An 18149-nucleotide genomic window follows, 5' to 3' on the forward strand; every position below is an offset into this window, starting at 1 on the left:
CCGATTCTTCGCTGACGAGAATCGGCAAAAACCGATGCCTAGTTCAGCAATTCGGCGCGCAGTGAATTCGGCAGTGCCTCGGTGATCACTACGTCGACAAAATCGCCGATCAGGGCGTGATTGGTCGCCGAAAAGTTAACGACGCGATTGTTCTCGGTACGCCCCTGTAACTGGCCTGGATCCTTTTTGGAGACGCCGGTCACCAGAATGCGCTGCCGTGTGCCGACCATCTGCCGGCTGATCTGGTTAGCCTGCTGCAGAATACGGTGCTGCAGACGTTGTAGGCGCTCTTTCTTCACTGCCTCGGGAGTGTCGTCATCCAGTTGGGCGGCAGGTGTGCCGGGGCGGGCGCTGTATATGAAGCTGAAGCTGTGGTCGAAGCCGATGTCGGCGATGAGCTTCATGGTGTCGTTAAAGTCGTCTTCAGTCTCGCCGGGAAAGCCGATAATAAAGTCGGAAGACAGGCTGATATTCGGTCTGATTGCCCGCAGTTTGGCGATTTTGTCGCGGTATTCCTGCTGAACGTGGCCGCGTTTCATGGCCGCGAGAATACGGTCGCTGCCGCTTTGCACGGGCAGGTGGAGGTGGTCCACCAACTCGGGGATGTCGCGGTAGGCCTCAATTAAGGCGTCGCTAAACTCAACCGGGTGCGAGGTGGTATAGCGTATGCGGTCAATGCCGGGCACCTGGGCGACAAAGCCGAGCAACTCCGCGAAATCGACGATCTCGCCTTCGTGGTTTTCGCCGCGGTAGGCGTTGACGTTTTGCCCCAACAAGTTCACTTCGCGCACGCCTTTGGCGGCCAGCTGGGCCACTTCGGCAATCACGTCGTCAAAGGGCCGGCTGACTTCTTCGCCCCGGGTGTAGGGAACGACGCAGAAGGTGCAGTACTTGGAGCAACCTTCCATGATGGAGACAAAGGCACTGGGGCCGTCGACGCTGGGCTCGGGAAGGCTGTCGAATTTTTCGATCTCGGGGAAGGTGACATCCACCACCACTGGGCCGTCGGGTTTGCGCTGGTCGATCATCTCCGGCACCCGGTGCAGGGTTTGCGGCCCAAAAATAACGTCAACGTAGGGCGCGCGCTGGCCAATATCGCCGCCTTCCTGGCTGGCGACGCAGCCGCCAACACCAATCAGCAGGTCGGGGTTTTTGTCTTTCAGTTTTTTCCAGCGGCCAAGTTGGTGGAACACTTTTTCCTGCGCTTTCTCGCGAATGGAGCAGGTATTCAGCAACAAGACGTCGGCTTCTTCGGGATTGTCGGTAGGCTCCAGGTTGTGACTGACGCCCAGCAGATCCTGAATACGCGCGGAGTCGTACTCGTTCATCTGACAGCCGTGGGTTTTGATATACAGTTTTTTGGTTTTCTCAGTCATGGTGTGGCGACAAGCCGATAGAAAATGGGCCGACATTATAGCGGTGTCAACGGCTAAAGCCCAATGAGTTCGGTGCTTTGAGATGACATGTGGTATGATCCGCCGCCGCGCGAGCGGTCGCTTTTGCGCTTGCGAGATCGTTACTGTTTGCTAGAGAACTGTGTGCTTTATGGCTAAGTCCCCAATCTATAAGGTGATTTTTCACAACAACAACCAGGTGTATGAGCTGTATGCCCGCGCGATATACCAGAGCGAGCTGTACGGTTTTATTGAGGTTGAAGAGTTTGTTTTCGGTGATCCAGGGCAAATTGTCGTCAATCCGGGTGAAGAAAAACTGAAAAATGAGTTCAGTGGTGTGACTCGCAGTTACCTGCCGATGCACTCGATTATTCGTGTGGATGAAGTGGAAAAAGAGGGGCCGGGCAAGATTCTGGATGCCGAGGGTGGCAGCAATGTGCGGCATTTCCCCATGGGCGGTCAGCCGATACCTAAGGGGCCCTCGGGCGAGTAGGGCGCACAATTGAAAAAGGGGCCAATCGGCCCCTTTTTTATTGCGCCGATAACGGCCCTAGTTGGCGAGGCGCTGTCTGACCGAGGCCAGTTTTACGCAGTTGACGAACACCTGCATCGCGCGGTCAATTTCCTCCAGCGAGGGTACGCTGGGTGCAATGCGGATATTGCGATCTTCTGGATCCTGGCCATAGGGGAAGGTTGCGCCAGCCGGGGTGAGTTTTACACCGGCGTCGGCTGCCATCGCCACAACTTGTTTTGCCAGGCCCGGCAGGGTATCCACAGAAATAAAATAGCCACCCTGGGGCGCTGTCCAGCTGAGCAGGCCGCTGTCGCCAATGCCTTCGTTCAGGTGCTTGAGTACGCTGTCGAAGCGCGGTTTTAGCACGGCGGCGTGTTGGCGCATGTGGTCAGCCAGGCCGTCGCTGTCTTTAAGCAGGCGGGCATGGCGCAACTGGTTGACTTTATCCGGGCCAATTTGGGTCATGCCTAAGTGGGCTTTAAAGGCTTTGAGGTTGGCGGCAGACATACCGACAAAGGCGACACCTGCGCCAGCGTAGGTGATCTTAGAGGTCGAGCCAAACAAGTACACGCTGTCTTCAGTACCCGCTTTGCGGGCCGCAGCCATCAGGCTGGCCAGTTTGGGCGCGTTGTCGCTCAAACTGTGTACCGCGTAGGCGTTGTCCCAGAAAACGCGGAAATTGTCGCCGGCGAGTGTTGCCAGCTTGGCAATGCGCGCTACCACGTCATCGCTGTAAACAATGCCGGTGGGATTGCTGAAGCGGGGAACGCACCAGATGCCTTTGATGCTGGAATCGGCCTTCACCAAGCTCTCTACTTGGTCCATGTCTGGGCCGTTGTCGTTCATCGCCACCGGGATCATGTCGATGCCCAGGTGTTCGCATACGGAGAAATGACGGTCGTAACCGGGAACCGGGCAAAGAAATTTGACGGTATCGCCGCCTGCTTTCCAGCCTTTGCCGAGGTCGCCAAAGCCCATTTGTGATGCAAACAGTACCGCGAAATACATCAGCGTAAGGCTGCTGTTGCCGCCGATGAGAATCTCGTCTTCGTTGACGTCTAATACCGGCGCGAAGAGGCGCTTACACTCTGCTATGCCATCCAGGCCGCCGTAATTGCGCAGGTCGATGCCGCCGTCGTTGCTCAGGTCATTGCCGAGCACGCCGAGAATAGCGTCGGACAGGCTAAGTTGGTCGCTGCTGGGTTTTCCCCGTGTCAGGTCGAGGCTAAGCCCTGCGGCTTTATGCTGTTCGTACTCTGCGCTGAGAGCGCTTTCCCATTCGCGTAATTGTTCCGTAGATGCTTGGTCGAGTTGCAAGATCGTCACCTTAAAATGCACTAAGCGTTGGCTGGATAGTCGCGCGACACACTGGGTGTATCGAGGCCGCTTAGTATAACTGCTTTAACTAGCCGCAGTAAGGCACAGATCAAGGTCGATCGCTTTGGCCGCTGATTCCCGACATGCCGGAGGCAATGAGTCTGAGTTGGTGGAGCTCGTCAACCAGGGAGCGGGCGCTGTCGTCGTCGAGGTTGATGCGTTTGAGCCCGTCGAGTAGGCGCTGCTCTATATCACCGCCCATGTCTTTGGCTTTACGCAACAGTGCCCAGTCGCGGTGGGGCTTGATGTACCACAAGATGTCATCGACCAGGCCGAGGTTGCGGCGCAGGGCGTCGCTGTTACTGCCGTGGCGGAGCCAGTGGTAAAGCAAAATACTGGTCATCGGGCCGTACAGCAAATTGTCGACACTGGCGGGGAGCGTGGTGCCGTGGGTTTTCTGGTCAATGAGGGCGTGCACCTTGCGGCGCAGCCGAGTAATTCTGCGTTTACCCGCTTCGGCGTGCAGCTTTCGTCGGTCGTTGAGTTTCGCGCTTTGCACTAACTGCTGGCAGCATTGATCCACGGATTCCTGCAGCGCGTTGAAGTCTGCGCTAGACGGCGTTTGCCCGCTGAGTTGTTTGACGATATCGCGGGTGGCGCGTTCGAAATTCTGTTGCAAACTCGGGTCAGCGTGCTGCCATCGTTCGCTGCTTGCGACCAACTGGTGACTGATTTGGCGCGCAGGATGTAGTGGGTTGAGAAATAACTGACGGTCGCGCAGTGCAACACTGCTAACAATGGTTTGCAGGGTGTTCAGCGAAGCCAGGATGCTCGCGGATAGCTGCCGACGATTCACATGGCTGCGCCCGAATATCGCGGCGGCTTCGCGAATAAGCTGTTGGTCGCTGAGGGTGCTGCTGTCACCCTGTGGGCGGCTGCGGCCCCGCAGGCGCTGTAAGCGCAGCTCGTTGAGTGCGCGTTGTTGGGCGCTGAGATTTTGCTGTTTTAGCTGCTGCTCGATATGGGCGATCCAGCCTTCTATGCCTTTGCTTGTTTCTGCGTTGCCGCCATTTAGTTCTGCCAGCAGCTGCTGGTAGAGCAAGGGGGCTTCGCGCAAAATCAGAACATTAAACAGCGACAGGCATTGGCTGAGGTGGGCGGGATCAATCCGCAGTGGCTTGGCCAGGTGTTGGAAGCTGGCCAGCAATGCCATGGGGGAGATGGCGCGGCACAGTCTTGCGCAGGCGTTCTCCAGTTCGTCGTTACCCAGCTGTTGGCTGCGGGCGAGCAGTTGGTCCAGCTTGCTATGCCCGCCCATGGTGTAAGGGCGGGCGGCACGAATATTGTGCTGCAGGTGTCGCGAGAACAGTCGGTAGGCTTCGTCTTGACCGCTGCGGATATGCCGTTGCTGCGTCAGTAGGGCCTGCTGCTCGTCAGGGTGCTTGCTCGTTAATGCGCGGCGGTGAAAATTGTCTTGGAGGCGCTCCAAATAGCGGTACAGATGGTCGTCAAACCACCGGCTGGTCAGCGAGCTCATTGTCGCTATCACTGTATCCGCTTGTTTTGCGTCCATGGGATGGGGCGCGTCCTTTATTGTCAGCGAGCACTGGTATGAGTGCGGCTTTCACATTACTGCAATGTACCATAGATTGAAAAATGGCCACTTGTCACCACGGCTATTTTTTCTCAAAGCATGAACAATGTCTAATAACACTGTGTCGCAGTGCGAGATTTTCGTGTAGGCACGCGGCTGGCTGGGGCTTACGGTTTTTCGGCAAGAAGGACGGCCCGCTTGGGCGCAGGGTGGCCCTCGGCGGTTAGCTGAGGGTTGTCGGGGTCCAAAAATTCCGCCAGGGAGTGAAAGCGCATCCACTCTGTGCGTCGCTGCTCGCCCGTGGTGGTCTGCGCAACATCGACTACCCGGATATTTTTGAACCCGGCTTTACTGAGCCAGCTTTCTAGCGTGGCCGTGCTGGGCAGGAACCAGACGTTGCCCATCTTGCTGTAGCGGCCTTCGGGAACCAGGCATTCGCCGAGCTGGCCGTCGATGATCAGGGTTTCCAGCACGAGCTCTCCACCGCTGACCAGTGCTTCTCGCAATTGTATTAGGTGGTCGAAGGGGGAACGACGATGATACAAAATCCCCATTGAGAATACGGTGTCGAAGGCCGCCAGTTTTTCCGGCAGGGCCTCAATGCCCATCGGCAGCACCGCGACTGATGGGTCTTGCAAATAGTGTTGCAGGGCAAAGTATTGCACGACAAACAGGGGCGTGGGGTCGATGCCGACGACCAGCTCTGCACCGGCGCCGCGCATTCGCCAGCAGTGGTAGCCGCTGCCGCAGCCCACGTCTAAAACGGTTCGTCCGGCGAGGGGGGCAATATGGTCTTTGAGGCGCTCCCACTTCCAGTCGCTGCGCCACTCTGTATCGATATGCACGCCAAAAAGCTCAAAGGGCCCTTTTCGCCAGGGGTGCAAGCCCATCAGGGCCTCGCGCAACTGCTCGCTTTGTTGCGGGGTGATGTCGCCGCGCGCGCCCACGCGCGAGGTGTTCATATCAATGGTGCGTGAGGTGAGCTCGGGGAGTGCGCTCAGTGCTTGCTGCCAGCGGGGCAGGTCACCGTAGCGTTTGGGGTTGAGGCCCGCGTCAATCTGGTCTGGCAGTTGGTTTGCCCAGGCGGCGAGGTTTTCGTTGCCCGCAAGTTTACTGAGGAAGGCCTGGTAGTTCATCCGCGGGTGGCTCATTTTACGGCAACCATCGAGGCAAAATTAAAACACTGGAACCAGACGTCCACACTGGTGAAGCCACAGTTTTTTAGGCGGCTTTGGTGTTGGCTCAGCGTCTCGGGAATAAGAACGTTCTCCAGTGCGCTGCGCTTTTGTGCGACTTCCATTTCGCTATAACCGTTGGCGCGCTTGAAGGCGTGGTGAAGGTCGGTGTTTAGCTCCTGCAGGTGGGGGTCGGCAAAGCGGATCTTCTCTGACAGGATCAATACGCCGCCGGGGCGCATGGCGTCGCTGATGCGCTGACACAAGGCATTGCGCTCAGCCTCAGGGACAAACTGCAGCGTAAAATTGAGTACGACAACCGACGCATTGCGTATCTCTGTTTCCTGAATGGATTCGCAGCGCAGGTGGATGTCGGTATTGGACTGCTGACAGTATTCACGGCAGCGCTCGATCATTGCAGCCGAGTTATCAACACCGATCAGCTGGATATTGCGCCCCTGAGTTTCCCGCGCCATGGCGAGCGAGCTGGCGCCGAGTGAACAGCCGAGATCGTAGCAGTTGCTCTCTGGTTGAGCATAGCGACCGGCCATTACGCCGGTCATGGCAATTATCGTCGCGTAGCCCGGGACCGATCGTTGAATCATATCCGGGAAGACCTCGACAACTTGCTCGTCGAAGGCGAAGCGCTGCAAGGCTTTGTGAGGCCTTGCGTAAATGGTGTCTGATTTGCTCATGGGCGGGCGCTGAATAAAGATGGCGATTTTAGCACAGTGCCGGTGAATTGCTCAGCGCTGCCACGCCTGTTAGTAGCTCCAGCGTGCGCCAAATTCGTAGGAGCTTAGATCAAGCTTGTCGTAGTCCCTTACGCGGAAGGAGAAACCGATATCCGGACGAGGGTGGTACAGCGTTTCGAAGATAAAGGTGGTGTCGTCATCAACCACAACATTGTGTTCCCCGGCTTCCAACGTAAGGCGCCAGCGTGCATTGATATCGTGGCGTACACCCACTTTATATTCCCAGCCGCGTTGATTGGGTCGGCGGCTCTGAGAGTCCATCTCGTGGCGGTCGGCACCGATCAGCACTGAGGTGCTGTTGTTAAGATAGTAGTGAGCGCCAATGCCGTAGGTCCACCAGCCATCTTGAATAACGCCCCGCGGCATATAGGTATCACCATCGTTGTAGCGGGCGTGTACGTGGAAATAGTCAAACGCCTCGGCGCTGGCGAGGAAGGTGAAGTTCTCCTCTTCTTCGTAAGGCCCCCAATCGGTGCTTTGGTAAGCGAAGGCGGCTTCAAGGTAGGAGTAATGGCGGGGCTCAGCCTGAGCAGCCGACGAAAGTAATACAATTGAGCACAGCAGGGTGTACAGGATATGCGGTCGTAGCATGGGGTGTTCCCAGAAGGTCCAATGGATATTGGCTGGGAAGTGTACCAGCTTGCCGAGGCATTGTTAGCCCCGGCAAGTGGTTTTAGCTGTCGTCTGGAAACCGCTTATGGTGGTGTGACGGTCTGATTCACACTGGCAAATGCGCGGGAGATGACGCCTTTAGGCGTGGTGACTTCCACGCTGAACGTTCCTTGCCCGGCTTTGCTGCCCTGTTTAATGCGAAACGCGAATACCGCGGGCCCCTGAGCGTTCGTGGACAACATGGTCTCCTGCGCTGGGCCGCTAATCGTGCCTTGGTCGGTTTCTACCTTGATGGTGGTGCCAGCCGGAGGCACTTGGCCATTGATGTCGGCAATGCTTACCACCACGGTTGCCGTACCGCCGTCTAAGTTAACGCTGGCTGGGCTGAGGTTAACGTTGAAACTTGAGCCGGAGAGAACGATAACAATGCTTTCGCGCAGGGTTACCCGTTCCGAGTTTGTATCGCAGTTGCTGGGGCCTTTGCACAGCAGGCCATTGTACTTGCCATTGGCACCGTCATAGTCGCCTTCGTTGTCCTGGTCGACATAGGGCTCGGTGTTGGCGTCAAACACTCCGTCTTCGTCTTCATCCAAAAAGGCTTCAGGTAAGTCAGTAAAGGTTTCAGCGTCGTCGTATTGGCCGTTGGACGGGTTGGCGTCGACAAAGCTTTCCTCGCCAACCGCGGTTGCCAAAATAGTAACGCGGCCATCAGCGGGGCGTGGCTGCTGAGATGTGAGCTCCACTGAGCAGGCGCCGCCGGTAGTGGTGCAGCTGGGCTGAACAGAAGCACCTTCAGCGCGGAAGGTGATTGCCGTGTCGTCGGGCACGGGGTTGTTAAAGCGGTCAGCGGCGCGGATGGTTAGCGTAGTTGTTGTGCCATCGTAGGCCAGGCCTTCGATATTCAGAATGGAGGCGCTTAGCGAAAAGCTGTTTTGATCCGGGATGCCCGTGGTAACAGCCAGTGCTGATGACTGCGCGGTGCTCTCAATGCTGCCTTGAGTTGCCTTGGCGCTAACGCTAACGGTGGTGGCAATGGTGCCCGCCGTTACCGTTGTAGAGGCAATACCGTTGGCGTCGGTAATATCCTGAGTCGTGCTCAAGCCAATGCCGCCGGTAGTATTGTTTAGGGTGAAGTCGACAGTTTGATTTTGTACCGGCCCGCCACTGGAGTTGGTGACCTTGAATGACACCACCGACTGCTCGGGAATGGCGCCTGAGCCCTTAATGCCGATAATCTGGGGCGAGGCAGAGACGAAGCCGATAGAACCCAGCGGTGCGGGGGTTGCGGTAAGTTGTACCGACGCGGTGTAGGAATTTCCGCCAATACTGGTCTGCGCAGTAATCACGTCGTTGCCGTCACAGCCTCGGCTGGTGTAAGTGGTGGTAATGGTGCCGGTGGTATTGGCGATATTGTTATCGCTGAGCTCTGATAAGCTCGATGCAATACAGGGAGAGCTAAACAGAACGCTCGCTGCCTCTGTCACCAAGTTCCCATTTTGGTCGATAATCGACACGCTAAGCGCCGCGCTTTGGCCCGCTTCCAGGCTGCTGCGGTTAGTGGAGATTGTTCCTGCGCTGAAGCTTCCACCTGATAATGCACCGAAACGGTACTCAGTGGTGCCAGTGGTTTGGCCCGAACCGCCTGTTCCTGATGAGCCGCCACCGGGGGTCAGGCTGGGGCCGCCATCACTGCCGCCTCCGCAAGCTGCTAAGATCGCCGCCGTCGATGCCAGCAGGCTGGCGCGGAACAAGAACTTCATAACCTCTTCCTCTGTTCTTTATTATCGAGTGCTGTTTATAGGTGAAGTATCACTGCTGCACTGCTTAGGTAACTGTATGTCGTTGATTAGCTTATCGCAGTAAGTCCACAACAATAAAAGCATATTAGCTTATTTCCTAGCACGTATGGGAAAGTTGTGAACAGCATAGAGTTTTTGCCATCCCGACCCTATATGGGCTTATACGGTATCAGTGGTGAGCGCGAAATAGAGGGGCTACCCGTATCGGAAGTTGGCGGCTCAGCTTTTAACAAGGTAACAAGCTGGATACACGAAAATAGGCTAAGGCCTGTTTTGCCCCTTCGGGCGGCGTTGCCGTCTGAAATGCCGCGCATTGATTTAATGCAACGCATTTCATCGAACCGGGGCGGCGTTTCTCACCCACCCGGCAGCTTGGGCGCATTTATTGAAGGCGAAAAAAAACCACCGCTTGGGTGGTTTTTTAGAATAATGGTAGCAAGGGGCGGATTCGAACCGCCGACCCCAACATTATGAGTGTTGTGCTCTAACCAACTGAGCTACCTTGCCACTGTTCTCTGTCGAGAAGGCGCGCATTTTCCTGACTTATGCGGGCCTTGTCAAGCGTGAGTGAGGGGGCTTAGACGTTAAACCGGAAATGCACGACGTCGCCGTCCTTGACGATGTAGTCTTTGCCTTCCAGGCGCCACTTGCCAGCGTCTTTGCTGCCCTGTTCGCCTTTGTAGTTGGTGTAGTCGTCGTAGGCGATGACTTCGGCTCGAATAAAGCCTTTTTCGAAGTCGGTGTGAATCTTGCCGGCTGCCTGTGGCGCCGTGGCGCCTACCGGGATGGTCCAGGCGCGGACTTCTTTTACGCCAGCGGTAAAGTAGGTTTGCAGGCCTAGCAGCTCATAGCCAGCGCGGATCACGCGGTCGAGGCCAGCTTCGTCCATGCCGAGCTCTTCGAGGAATTCGCCTTTCTCATCGTCGTCCAGTTCGGCAATTTCTGATTCCAGTTTATTGCAGATGGGAACGACGATAGCGCCTTCTTCTTCAGCAATACGCCGCACGGTGTCGAGGTGGGGGTTGTTTTCAAAGCCGTCCTCGTTGACGTTGGCGATATACATTGTTGGTTTGGTGGTAAGCAGGTGCAGACTGCCCATGCGGGCGCGCTCGGTGTCGCCCAGCTCAAGTGAGCGAAGCGGTTTGCCTTCGTCCAGGTGGCTCTGGAGTTTTTCCAGCAGGTTCTTGGCGGCAATCGCGTCTTTATCGCCACTTTTGGCTGGGCGAACGACTTTCTGTAGTTGCTTCTCAACGGCATCGAGGTCGGCCAGCGCGAGCTCGGTGTTAATCACGTCGATGTCTGCAGCGGGGTCGACCTTGTTGGCCACGTGGATAACATTGTCGTTGTCGAAGCAGCGAACCACGTGGGCAATGGCATCGGTCTCGCGGATATTGGCGAGGAATTTATTGCCCAGGCCCTCACCCTTTGAGGCGCCGGCAACCAGCCCGGCGATATCGACAAATTCCATCGTCGCGGGAAGCACGCGCTCTGGCGAAACAATCTCTGCCAAAACGTTTAGGCGTGGATCGGGAACGCCGACAATGCCGGAGTTGGGCTCAATGGTGCAGAACGGAAAGTTCTCTGCGTCGATGCCAGCTTTGGTCAGGGCGTTGAACAGTGTTGATTTGCCCACATTAGGCAAGCCGACGATACCGCAATTGAAACCCATGATGTTATCCCTGTTTGTAGCTGTGGAGTTGATTCATCGCTTTTGCCCAGTCGCCTTGAATGGCGGGGGCTAAACTGCGTAATGCCTCATCTATGCAGTGATCGATAGCGATTCGCTCATCGGATGAGGGTTTGCCCAGTACGTAGCCGGTCACTTTGTCGGCGCTGCCGGGGTGGCCAATGCCGATACGCAGGCGGTGGAAATTCTTGTTGTTGCCGAGTTTGCTAATCGTGTCACGCAGGCCGTTGTGGCCGCCGTGACCGCCGCCCGATTTAAAGCGTGCGCTGCCAGGAGGCAGGTCGAGTTCATCGTGAGCGATGAGAATTTCTTCGGGGGTGATTTTGAAGAACCCGGCCATGGTGGCGATAGCCTGACCGCTGCGGTTCATAAAGGTGCTGGGGATGAGCAGGCGAATGTCCTGTCCATCGATAAAACAACGGCCGGTGTCGCCAAAAAAGCGAGCTTCGGCCGCAAGTGAGCAGCCCTGTTGTCGGGCCAGTTCAGTAACGAACCAGGCGCCCGCATTGTGACGAGTTGGCTGATATTGCTGGCCGGGGTTGGCCAGCCCAACAATCAGTTTGATCCGGGTCACGTGGGCGCCTGCTCAGAGCGAGATTAAGACTCTTCGCTGCTTTCGTCTTCAGCGCCTTCTGCAGCGTCTTCATCGTCAGAAGCGCCACCGCGAGGAGCCTGCACAACGGCAACAGCTGAGTCGTGATCTTCACCCAGTGCCAGAGCGGTGCTTTCAACACCCGCAGGCAGGGTCAGGTCAGAAATGTGAACGGTCTCGCCCACTTCTTTGTCTTTCATGTCGACTTCGATGAATTCAGGCAGGTCTTTAGGCAGACACTGAACTTCAATTTCAGTCATTGCATGAGTGATCGAGCCACCCTGCATTTTCACGCCGTGGCAGGCTTCTTCGTTGATGAAGTGCAGTGGTACTTGCAGCGTGATTTTGGTGTCCGCGCTTACGCGCAGAAAATCGGCGTGCAGAATCTGCGCCTTGGCAGGGTGACGGTGCAGGTCTTTAATAACCACAGACTCTTTGTTGCCGTCGATGTCCATGGTCAGAACCGAGCTGAAAAATGCCTCGTCTTCCAGGAACCAGAGCAGGTCTTTGTGGGCGATGCTGATCATTTGCGGGGCTTTGTCGCCACCGTAGATGATTGCAGGAACTTCGGCGGCCAAACGACGTAGGCGGCGGCTCGCACCTTTCCCTACATCAGTACGCGCCTTGGCGTTTACAGTAAATTCGCTGGACATAAATGTCTCCTCATAAAAAGCGAAAACCGCCGAACTTGCGACCAGTTCGGCGGTGAAAGTCAGAAAGCGTTATGTTGCGCGGTTTAGCGGAACAGGGCGCTGATTGACTCCTCGTTGCTGACCCGTCGGATTGACTCGGCCAGTAAGTTTGCCAGGGTTAGCTGGCGAATTTTTGGGCAGTTGGCAGCGGCATCTGACAATGGAATTGTGTCAGTAACCACAAGCTCATCTAGCTCAGAGCCGCTGATGTTATCAACGGCGGGCCCGGATAATACAGGATGTGTGCAGTATGCGACAACTTTTGCTGCGCCTTGGGCCTTCAGGGCCGCCGCGGCTTTGCACAGTGTGCCAGCGGTATCGACCATGTCGTCGACCAGTAGGCAGGTTTTGCCTTCCACCTCGCCGATCAGGTGCATTACCTGGGCAACACCGGCTTTGGGGCGGCGCTTGTCAATGATGGCAAGGTCGGCGTCGTTCAGTTGCTTGGCAACCGCGCGTGCGCGCACTACACCGCCGATATCCGGGGAAACGACGATTTGATCGGGATAGTTTTGGCGATTGATATCGTCAAGCAGGATTGGCGAGCCATAGACGTTGTCGACGGGAACGTCGAAGAAGCCCTGAATCTGTTCGGCGTGAAGGTCGACGGTTAGTACGCGATTAATACCAACGCCGCTGAGGATGTCCGCAACGACTTTCGCTGAAATGGGTACGCGCTGTGAGCGTACGCGGCGATCCTGACGGGCATACCCGAAATAGGGCACTACCGCTGTGATGCGTCCGGCTGAGGCGCGACGCATGGCATCTGCCATCACAACCAACTCCATTAGGTTGTCGTTGGTCGGCGCACAAGTCGGCTGCAGGAGGAATACATCTGCACCGCGAACATTTTCATTAATTTCGACAAAGACTTCGCCGTCGCTGAATTTGCTTACCGTCGCATCGCCCAGGGGCAGTCGGAGGTGTTCGGCAACTTTGCGAGCCAAGTCTGGGTTGGCGTTGCCAGTGAAGACCATCATGTTGTGCACGGTCAATGTCCTGTGAGGCTGAAGGTTGATTCGCGGTGTGACGGTTCGAGCTAAAAGTGCAGCGCTTCATATTGCTCACAACTGAAACAGTGCGCCGAAACCGTAAACCATAAACAAGATTCCCGCCATTAAGGCGGGAATCTATAAAATGGCTGGGGTGGTAGGATTGGCTGCGGCCTTATCGGCCTTAGGCTTTCAGCCATCGCGTTGCGATGCCTAAGTGCAAGCACTTATCGAACCTTGGTTCGAACCTACCGGATCAGGCGATGTACGGCCTGTTCCCCTTCAGAGGGCCGACTACTTTCGGCGCTCTAGTAATATGGCTGGGGTGGTAGGATTCGAACCTACGAATGCTGAGATCAAAACCCAGTGCCTTGCCGCTTGGCGACACCCCAGTAAATCGTTACACCGTGGACAACGTTTTGTGCAGTGGCGAAAGATTAACACCCTTCGCAACAAAGCCCGATGTTGATGCAGGCTTTTGTGCCAAAACTGCTTCCGCAGCGCTCTTGCTGTCGAAGCTAGCGAACACACAGGAACCGGTGCCGGTTAACTTCGCTGGAGCAAATTGATCTAGCCAATTCAAGGCTTTATCAACATCCGGATACAGTTTTCGCACCAAATTTTGGCAGCTGTTTCCGGTGGCCCCCTCAAGAAAGGCCGCTATTTTGATGGGAGAGGCATTGCGTGTCAATTGTTCGTGGCAAAAAATTTCTGCAGTGCTCACTTCGCAGTCAGGTCGCAGCACTAAATACCAGTATCCAGGGGTGTCCAACGGGCGTAATTTTTCACCGATGCCCTCAGCCCAGGCGGTGTATCCGTGGATGAATACCGGAACGTCGGCGCCGAGGCTCAGGCCTAACTCAGCCAGCTCGTCCAGGCCCAGGCCCAACTGCCAGATGTGATTGAGCCCCAGTAGGGTGGATGCGGCATCAGAGCTGCCGCCACCAATGCCGCCGCCCATCGGGAGGCGCTTGTCTAAACCGATATTGGCGCCGAGTGGGCGCTGCACATGCTCTCGCAACAGGCGCGCTGCGCGAAGGATCAGGTTGTTGTCGTCACTCACGCCGGCCAGTGGGGTAAGAAAGCGCAGTTCGTCATCGGCGCGCCCTTGCAGGTGAAGGGTGTCGCCGTAGTCCAGAAGTTGGAACAGCGTTTGTAATTCATGATAGCCGTCGTCGCGCTGGCCGGTAATGTGCAGAAATAGATTGATTTTGGCCGGGCAAGGCAGGCTGAGAGTGTTCATTGTGCGCATTCCTGTTTGCCATTGCGCCATGACTTAACGATCAGTTTTAGCCGGGTATCGCCGCGTTGCGCTTCAATCAATTGGGGCAGGGCGTCGGTGTTGTCGTGTTGATAGCGGGCAAATTGAATCTGCCAGTCAAATTGCTCCAGCGAGCTGAGCTGCCCGGTTGCCGAAAGTTGCGCCGCCATTGGCGCGTTGGGCGCGGCGCGCCCACGCAGCCAGTGGCGCAAAGCAGAAACGGGAACGGGCCAGCCGATATCGGCGGCAAGCGCTTCGGCGCTGGCGGCTCGGCGAACGTCGCCTTTATAAGTGAGCTGGGCGCCTGAGGGGTCGCTGATGATTTCGGCGCCGCCGACACCTACCGGGCCGGTCAGGCGTATTTTGGCGTAATGGTCGCCGCATTGTAGCCAGGTGATTTGGCTGCTCTCTTGCTGGCTGCCTTGCCACAGGCCGATTCGGCCTTGCATATGCCAGTGCTGCTCTCCGGGGGTGGCCGGGGGCAGGTTGCTACAGGCTGTGAGCACGGCCGCAGCGACAATACTGATCAGGCGAATGTGTCTATTCATCGAGGAGTTTCAGTCGCTGTAAAGTGTCGTAGATAATGGGGCTGTTCGGTGTGTCTTGCAGGCCTTTCTGCCAAGCCGCGCGGGCGGCATCCTCTCTGCCGAGTAACCAGTAGGCTTCACCGAGGTGGGCGGCAATTTCGTGATCCTGACTTTGGGCAAAGGCGCGCTCAAGGTAGCTGAGTGCGGCCTCGGTCTTACCTTTAAGGAGCAGCACCCAGCCGTAGCTATCTAATATGGCAGGGTCGTCGGGCGATAGCTTGAGCGCGCGTTCGATTAAGCGCTGGGCCTCATCCAGTCGTGCGCTGCGGTTGGCCAGCGTGTAGCCCAGCGCATTGAGGGCCGCGCTATTGTTTGGGTCGCGGTCGATAATGTAGCGCAGGTCCTTTTCCACGGCGGGCAGGTTTCCCAAACGCTCAGAAAATAGTGACCGCGCATAGCGCAATTCGGTGCTGTCCGGCAATGTTTGTAAGCCCTGAGTCAGCAGTGAGAAGCCACGCTCGTCTAAATCGGCTTTGCGCAGAATTTCGGCTTCCAGCAAATAAATAAATTCAGCGTGTTCCGGTAGTGATTCGCGCCAGTCGGCCAGGCGCGACAGGGCCTGCTCGCGGCCTTCTGTCGATAGGCTGATACTGGCTACCCGCCGGCTGGCCTCATTGAATTCGGGTAGGCGGGTCGCCTGCTGGTAGTGCTGCAGGGCGTCGCTCCAGTCGCGCTCTTCTTCGGCGAGGCGGCCAAGTACATAGTGCGCCCGACTGCGTTGCTGCGGATTGGCGCTAAGGCTTTCCAGTTGTTGCTCGGCTTCTTCAGTATTGCTGAGCTCGCGGTTTATCAGCATCAACTCCAGCAAGATATCGTGATCCTGTGGGTATTGCCGGGCCAGTACTTCATAGTGCGCCTTGGCTTGATAGACATCGACTTTAACCAGCTTGCGGCACAGGTCATGGCGCAGGCGCTTATGTCTCGGGTTTTGGTCTACGGCGTATTTGAGTCGTTCTATCGCTTCGTCGTCGCGCCCTAGCTGGCTCAAGGTGCGCGTTTCTATGAGAAGGGCGTGCGGATTGGTCGGCTCCTCATCCAATGCTAGGCGCACAAGTTCTAATGCGTCTTCCTCGCGCTGGCGGTATTGCAGCATAAGTGCCAGGGCAATACGCAGGCTGTTGTCGCTGGGGTGTTGGCCCTGAACAGTTTGCAGGGCCTCAAAAAAGGCATTTTTTTCAGCATCGGGGCGGCCAAGTGCCGTGGCTGCCATTGCTGCGAAATTGGTTTCATCGCCGAGTTCGAGCACGCGGATCATATGGGGGAGGCCGCTGAGCGGGTCGCCCAGGCGGGACAGCGCGCCGGCCAGTATATAGTGGGCCTCGCTGGCGTCGGCGTCGCGTTTTAGCCAGCGCTGCGCGTAAACTGCGGCGACGTTGTGTTGCTCCATATAGTCGGCTAGCCGCGCCGTGCTGGCAATCAGCTCAAGGTCGCCGGTGCGATCCGCCTGTCGGCGATAGTTGCCCAGGGCGGTGTTGAGGTCGTGGTTGCGCAGCGACAATTCGGCGAGCAGCAGGTCGTAAACGCTGTCTTCCGGCAGGGCTCTGAGGGGCGCGCTCTTGTCTTCGGCAGCGACGGCTTTCTCCGGCTGGTGGTCTGCCGGTGTCAGGGCGCAGCCAGAGGCCAAGAGGAATAGGCCAATGAGGGTGTAGTGTAAGCGTTGTGACATTGTTGTCCTGTTGCGATGGCGCCGCGCTGTCGTCGCGGTGTAATGGCTGGAATAATCCTACCTTATTTCTATCGCCAGTTGGGCGACGCGTGCCGTCTATGACCGCTGCGAGCAGGAATGATCACCGGCTGGCAGAGAAATCCCGGCTTGTTTTGGTAATAAAATCCACATTTGAACGCCAACTTGATAGAATCCGCGTCAGTTTTGCGCTCCTGACTCGGCTTCCCAACTGAATGAAATTGCTCCTTGTTGGCATCAATCATAATTCCGCCCCGCTTTCGGTAAGAGAGCGCGTGGCGTTCGTGCCTGAGCAAATTCACTTGGCACTGCAGGACGCCCTGGCCTGTGGCCTGGGTGAGGAGCTTGCCATTCTGTCTACCTGCAATCGCACTGAAATATACGCGTTGGGCGGTCAAGGCGATGCGGTTGACGACGCAAAGATGCTCGACTGGCTGTCGCGTTTTCACCATGTCGAACGCAGCCATTTGGATGACTGCTGCTATATCAGTCGCGATAGTCAGGCGCTTCAACACATGATGGAAGTCGCCGCCGGCCTGGACTCTATGGTCCTGGGCGAGCCGCAAATTCTGGGGCAGATGAAGTCAGCCTATGCGCTGGCAGCAGAGGCCGGTACCGCAGCCTCGGGCATGCATCAGTTGTTTTCACAGGTGTTTGGCGTTGCCAAGCAAGTGCGCACCGACACTGCCATTGGCGAGAACCCGGTGTCGGTAGCCTATGCCGCGGTGTCACTCACTCAGCATGTTTTCAGTAAATTATCCAAGTGTACGGCTTTGCTGATTGGCGCAGGCGAGACGATCGAGCTGGTGGCTCGTCACCTTCGGGAAAAGGGGGTGAAGCGCATCATCATTGCCAACCGCACCCTGGAGCGCGCGCGACAGCTGGGCGAGGAGTTCCAGGCAGAGGCGGTAATGCTGTCTGACATTCCGGCGTACTTGCGCGATGCCGATATCCTCGTGGCATCCACTGCCAGCCAGTTGCCGATTCTTGGTAAAGGCGCCGTTGAGGTGGCTCTGAAGAAGCGCAAACACCGGCCAATGGTGATGGTGGATATTGCGGTTCCCCGGGATATTGAGCCCCAGGTTGCCGAACTTGATGATGTGTATTTGTATACCGTCGACGACCTTCGTGAGATCGTTGACGAAAACAAGCGCGCGCGCGAGTCTGAGGCGCGCAAGGCGGATCAGTTAATTGTTGCGGCCATTGAAGAGTGGCAGGCACGTCTGCGGTCGCGCGGTGCCGTCGCTACCGTCAAAGACTTCCGCGCCAAGGCCGAGGGGCTGCGCGATGCCGAGCTGGAACGCGCGCGCCGGCAGTTGGCCAAGGGTGAGGATGCTGCCGTGGTGCTTGAACAGCTGGCGCGGGGGCTGACGAATAAACTGATTCACAGCCCCACCACGCAGATAAAAGAAGCCGGCGCCAAGGGGCGCAACGATCTGGTCGACTGGGCCCGCGAGCTGCTCCAGCTGCGCGACCAGGACCGTGAAAACTAGC

Annotated in this window: 16 protein-coding genes and 2 tRNA genes; 2 read left to right on the top strand and 16 right to left on the bottom strand. The window is 56.9% G+C overall.

What is annotated here, in order from left to right; translation table 11 throughout:
* Nucleotides 1–38 precede the first annotated feature (38 nt).
* Entirely contained in the window at nucleotides 39–1376 is a 1338-nt protein-coding gene (gene miaB, locus HNR64_RS14950; RefSeq protein ID WP_204997239.1) for a tRNA (N6-isopentenyl adenosine(37)-C2)-methylthiotransferase MiaB, read from the bottom strand.
* A 169-nt stretch (nucleotides 1377–1545) separates the two neighbouring features.
* On the opposite strand from miaB, the gene HNR64_RS14955 reads away from it, so the two are divergent.
* Complete coding sequence (locus tag HNR64_RS14955) at nucleotides 1546–1887, top strand: DUF1820 family protein (protein ID WP_027874607.1); 342 nt, start codon at nucleotides 1546–1548, stop codon at nucleotides 1885–1887.
* A gap of 57 nt (nucleotides 1888–1944) precedes the next feature.
* On the opposite strand, the gene HNR64_RS14960 is transcribed toward HNR64_RS14955, so the two are convergent.
* The 15 genes from HNR64_RS14960 to HNR64_RS15030 form a co-directional block, all read right to left on the bottom strand.
* The gene (locus HNR64_RS14960) at nucleotides 1945–3225 is read right to left on the bottom strand and encodes an aspartate aminotransferase type Ic (RefSeq protein ID WP_204997240.1); all 1281 of its coding nucleotides are present in this window, start codon (nucleotides 3223–3225) and stop codon (nucleotides 1945–1947) included.
* Nucleotides 3226–3334: 109 nt separating this feature from the next.
* The gene (locus tag HNR64_RS14965) at nucleotides 3335–4798 is read right to left on the bottom strand and encodes a DUF1631 family protein (RefSeq protein ID WP_204997241.1); all 1464 of its coding nucleotides are present in this window, start codon (nucleotides 4796–4798) and stop codon (nucleotides 3335–3337) included.
* A 188-nt stretch (nucleotides 4799–4986) separates the two neighbouring features.
* Nucleotides 4987–5970 carry a tRNA 5-methoxyuridine(34)/uridine 5-oxyacetic acid(34) synthase CmoB gene (gene cmoB, locus HNR64_RS14970; RefSeq protein WP_204997242.1) on the bottom strand — a complete coding sequence of 328 codons (984 nt, stop codon included), beginning with the start codon at nucleotides 5968–5970 and terminating at the stop codon, nucleotides 4987–4989.
* Nucleotides 5967–6689 carry a carboxy-S-adenosyl-L-methionine synthase CmoA gene (cmoA, locus tag HNR64_RS14975; RefSeq protein ID WP_204997243.1) on the bottom strand — a complete coding sequence of 241 codons (723 nt, stop codon included), beginning with the start codon at nucleotides 6687–6689 and terminating at the stop codon, nucleotides 5967–5969. The genes cmoB and cmoA overlap by 4 nt, the downstream gene beginning before the upstream one ends.
* Nucleotides 6690–6758: 69 nt before the next feature.
* A complete protein-coding gene (locus tag HNR64_RS14980; RefSeq protein ID WP_204997244.1) occupies nucleotides 6759–7340 on the bottom strand; it encodes a porin family protein in 582 nt (193 codons plus the stop codon).
* 104 nt (nucleotides 7341–7444) lie between these two features.
* Entirely contained in the window at nucleotides 7445–9121 is a 1677-nt protein-coding gene (locus tag HNR64_RS14985; RefSeq protein ID WP_204997245.1) for an Ig-like domain-containing protein, read from the bottom strand.
* A gap of 469 nt (nucleotides 9122–9590) precedes the next feature.
* Nucleotides 9591–9667, bottom strand: a tRNA-Met gene (locus HNR64_RS14990).
* A 70-nt stretch (nucleotides 9668–9737) separates the two neighbouring features.
* A complete protein-coding gene (ychF, locus tag HNR64_RS14995; RefSeq protein WP_204997246.1) occupies nucleotides 9738–10829 on the bottom strand; it encodes a redox-regulated ATPase YchF in 1092 nt (363 codons plus the stop codon).
* A gap of 4 nt (nucleotides 10830–10833) precedes the next feature.
* Nucleotides 10834–11421, bottom strand: a complete 588-nt coding sequence (pth, locus tag HNR64_RS15000; protein WP_204997247.1) for an aminoacyl-tRNA hydrolase — start codon at nucleotides 11419–11421, stop codon at nucleotides 10834–10836.
* 23 nt (nucleotides 11422–11444) lie between these two features.
* Nucleotides 11445–12092 carry a 50S ribosomal protein L25/general stress protein Ctc gene (locus HNR64_RS15005; RefSeq protein WP_204997248.1) on the bottom strand — a complete coding sequence of 216 codons (648 nt, stop codon included), beginning with the start codon at nucleotides 12090–12092 and terminating at the stop codon, nucleotides 11445–11447.
* Nucleotides 12093–12175: 83 nt separating this feature from the next.
* Nucleotides 12176–13108 carry a ribose-phosphate pyrophosphokinase gene (locus HNR64_RS15010; RefSeq protein WP_239547908.1) on the bottom strand — a complete coding sequence of 311 codons (933 nt, stop codon included), beginning with the start codon at nucleotides 13106–13108 and terminating at the stop codon, nucleotides 12176–12178.
* Nucleotides 13109–13440: 332 nt separating this feature from the next.
* Nucleotides 13441–13515: transfer RNA gene (locus HNR64_RS15015), tRNA-Gln, on the bottom strand.
* An 8-nt stretch (nucleotides 13516–13523) separates the two neighbouring features.
* The gene (gene ispE, locus HNR64_RS15020) at nucleotides 13524–14366 is read right to left on the bottom strand and encodes a 4-(cytidine 5'-diphospho)-2-C-methyl-D-erythritol kinase (protein ID WP_204997250.1); all 843 of its coding nucleotides are present in this window, start codon (nucleotides 14364–14366) and stop codon (nucleotides 13524–13526) included.
* The gene (gene lolB / locus HNR64_RS15025) at nucleotides 14363–14932 is read right to left on the bottom strand and encodes a lipoprotein insertase outer membrane protein LolB (protein ID WP_204997251.1); all 570 of its coding nucleotides are present in this window, start codon (nucleotides 14930–14932) and stop codon (nucleotides 14363–14365) included. The genes ispE and lolB overlap by 4 nt, the downstream gene beginning before the upstream one ends.
* The gene (locus tag HNR64_RS15030) at nucleotides 14925–16637 is read right to left on the bottom strand and encodes a tetratricopeptide repeat protein (protein WP_204997252.1); all 1713 of its coding nucleotides are present in this window, start codon (nucleotides 16635–16637) and stop codon (nucleotides 14925–14927) included. Before HNR64_RS15030 ends, lolB begins: the two co-directional genes overlap by 8 nt.
* Before the next feature lie 233 nt (nucleotides 16638–16870).
* Here HNR64_RS15030 and hemA point away from each other — a divergent pair, with 233 nt between their 5' ends.
* Nucleotides 16871–18148: a glutamyl-tRNA reductase gene (gene hemA / locus HNR64_RS15035; RefSeq protein ID WP_204997253.1), complete on the top strand. Its 1278-nt coding sequence runs from the start codon at nucleotides 16871–16873 to the stop codon at nucleotides 18146–18148.
* Nucleotide 18149: the final 1 nt, after the last annotated feature.

The sequence above is a fragment of the Spongiibacter marinus genome (assembly GCF_016906995.1).
Lineage (GTDB): Bacteria > Pseudomonadota > Gammaproteobacteria > Pseudomonadales > Spongiibacteraceae > Spongiibacter > Spongiibacter marinus.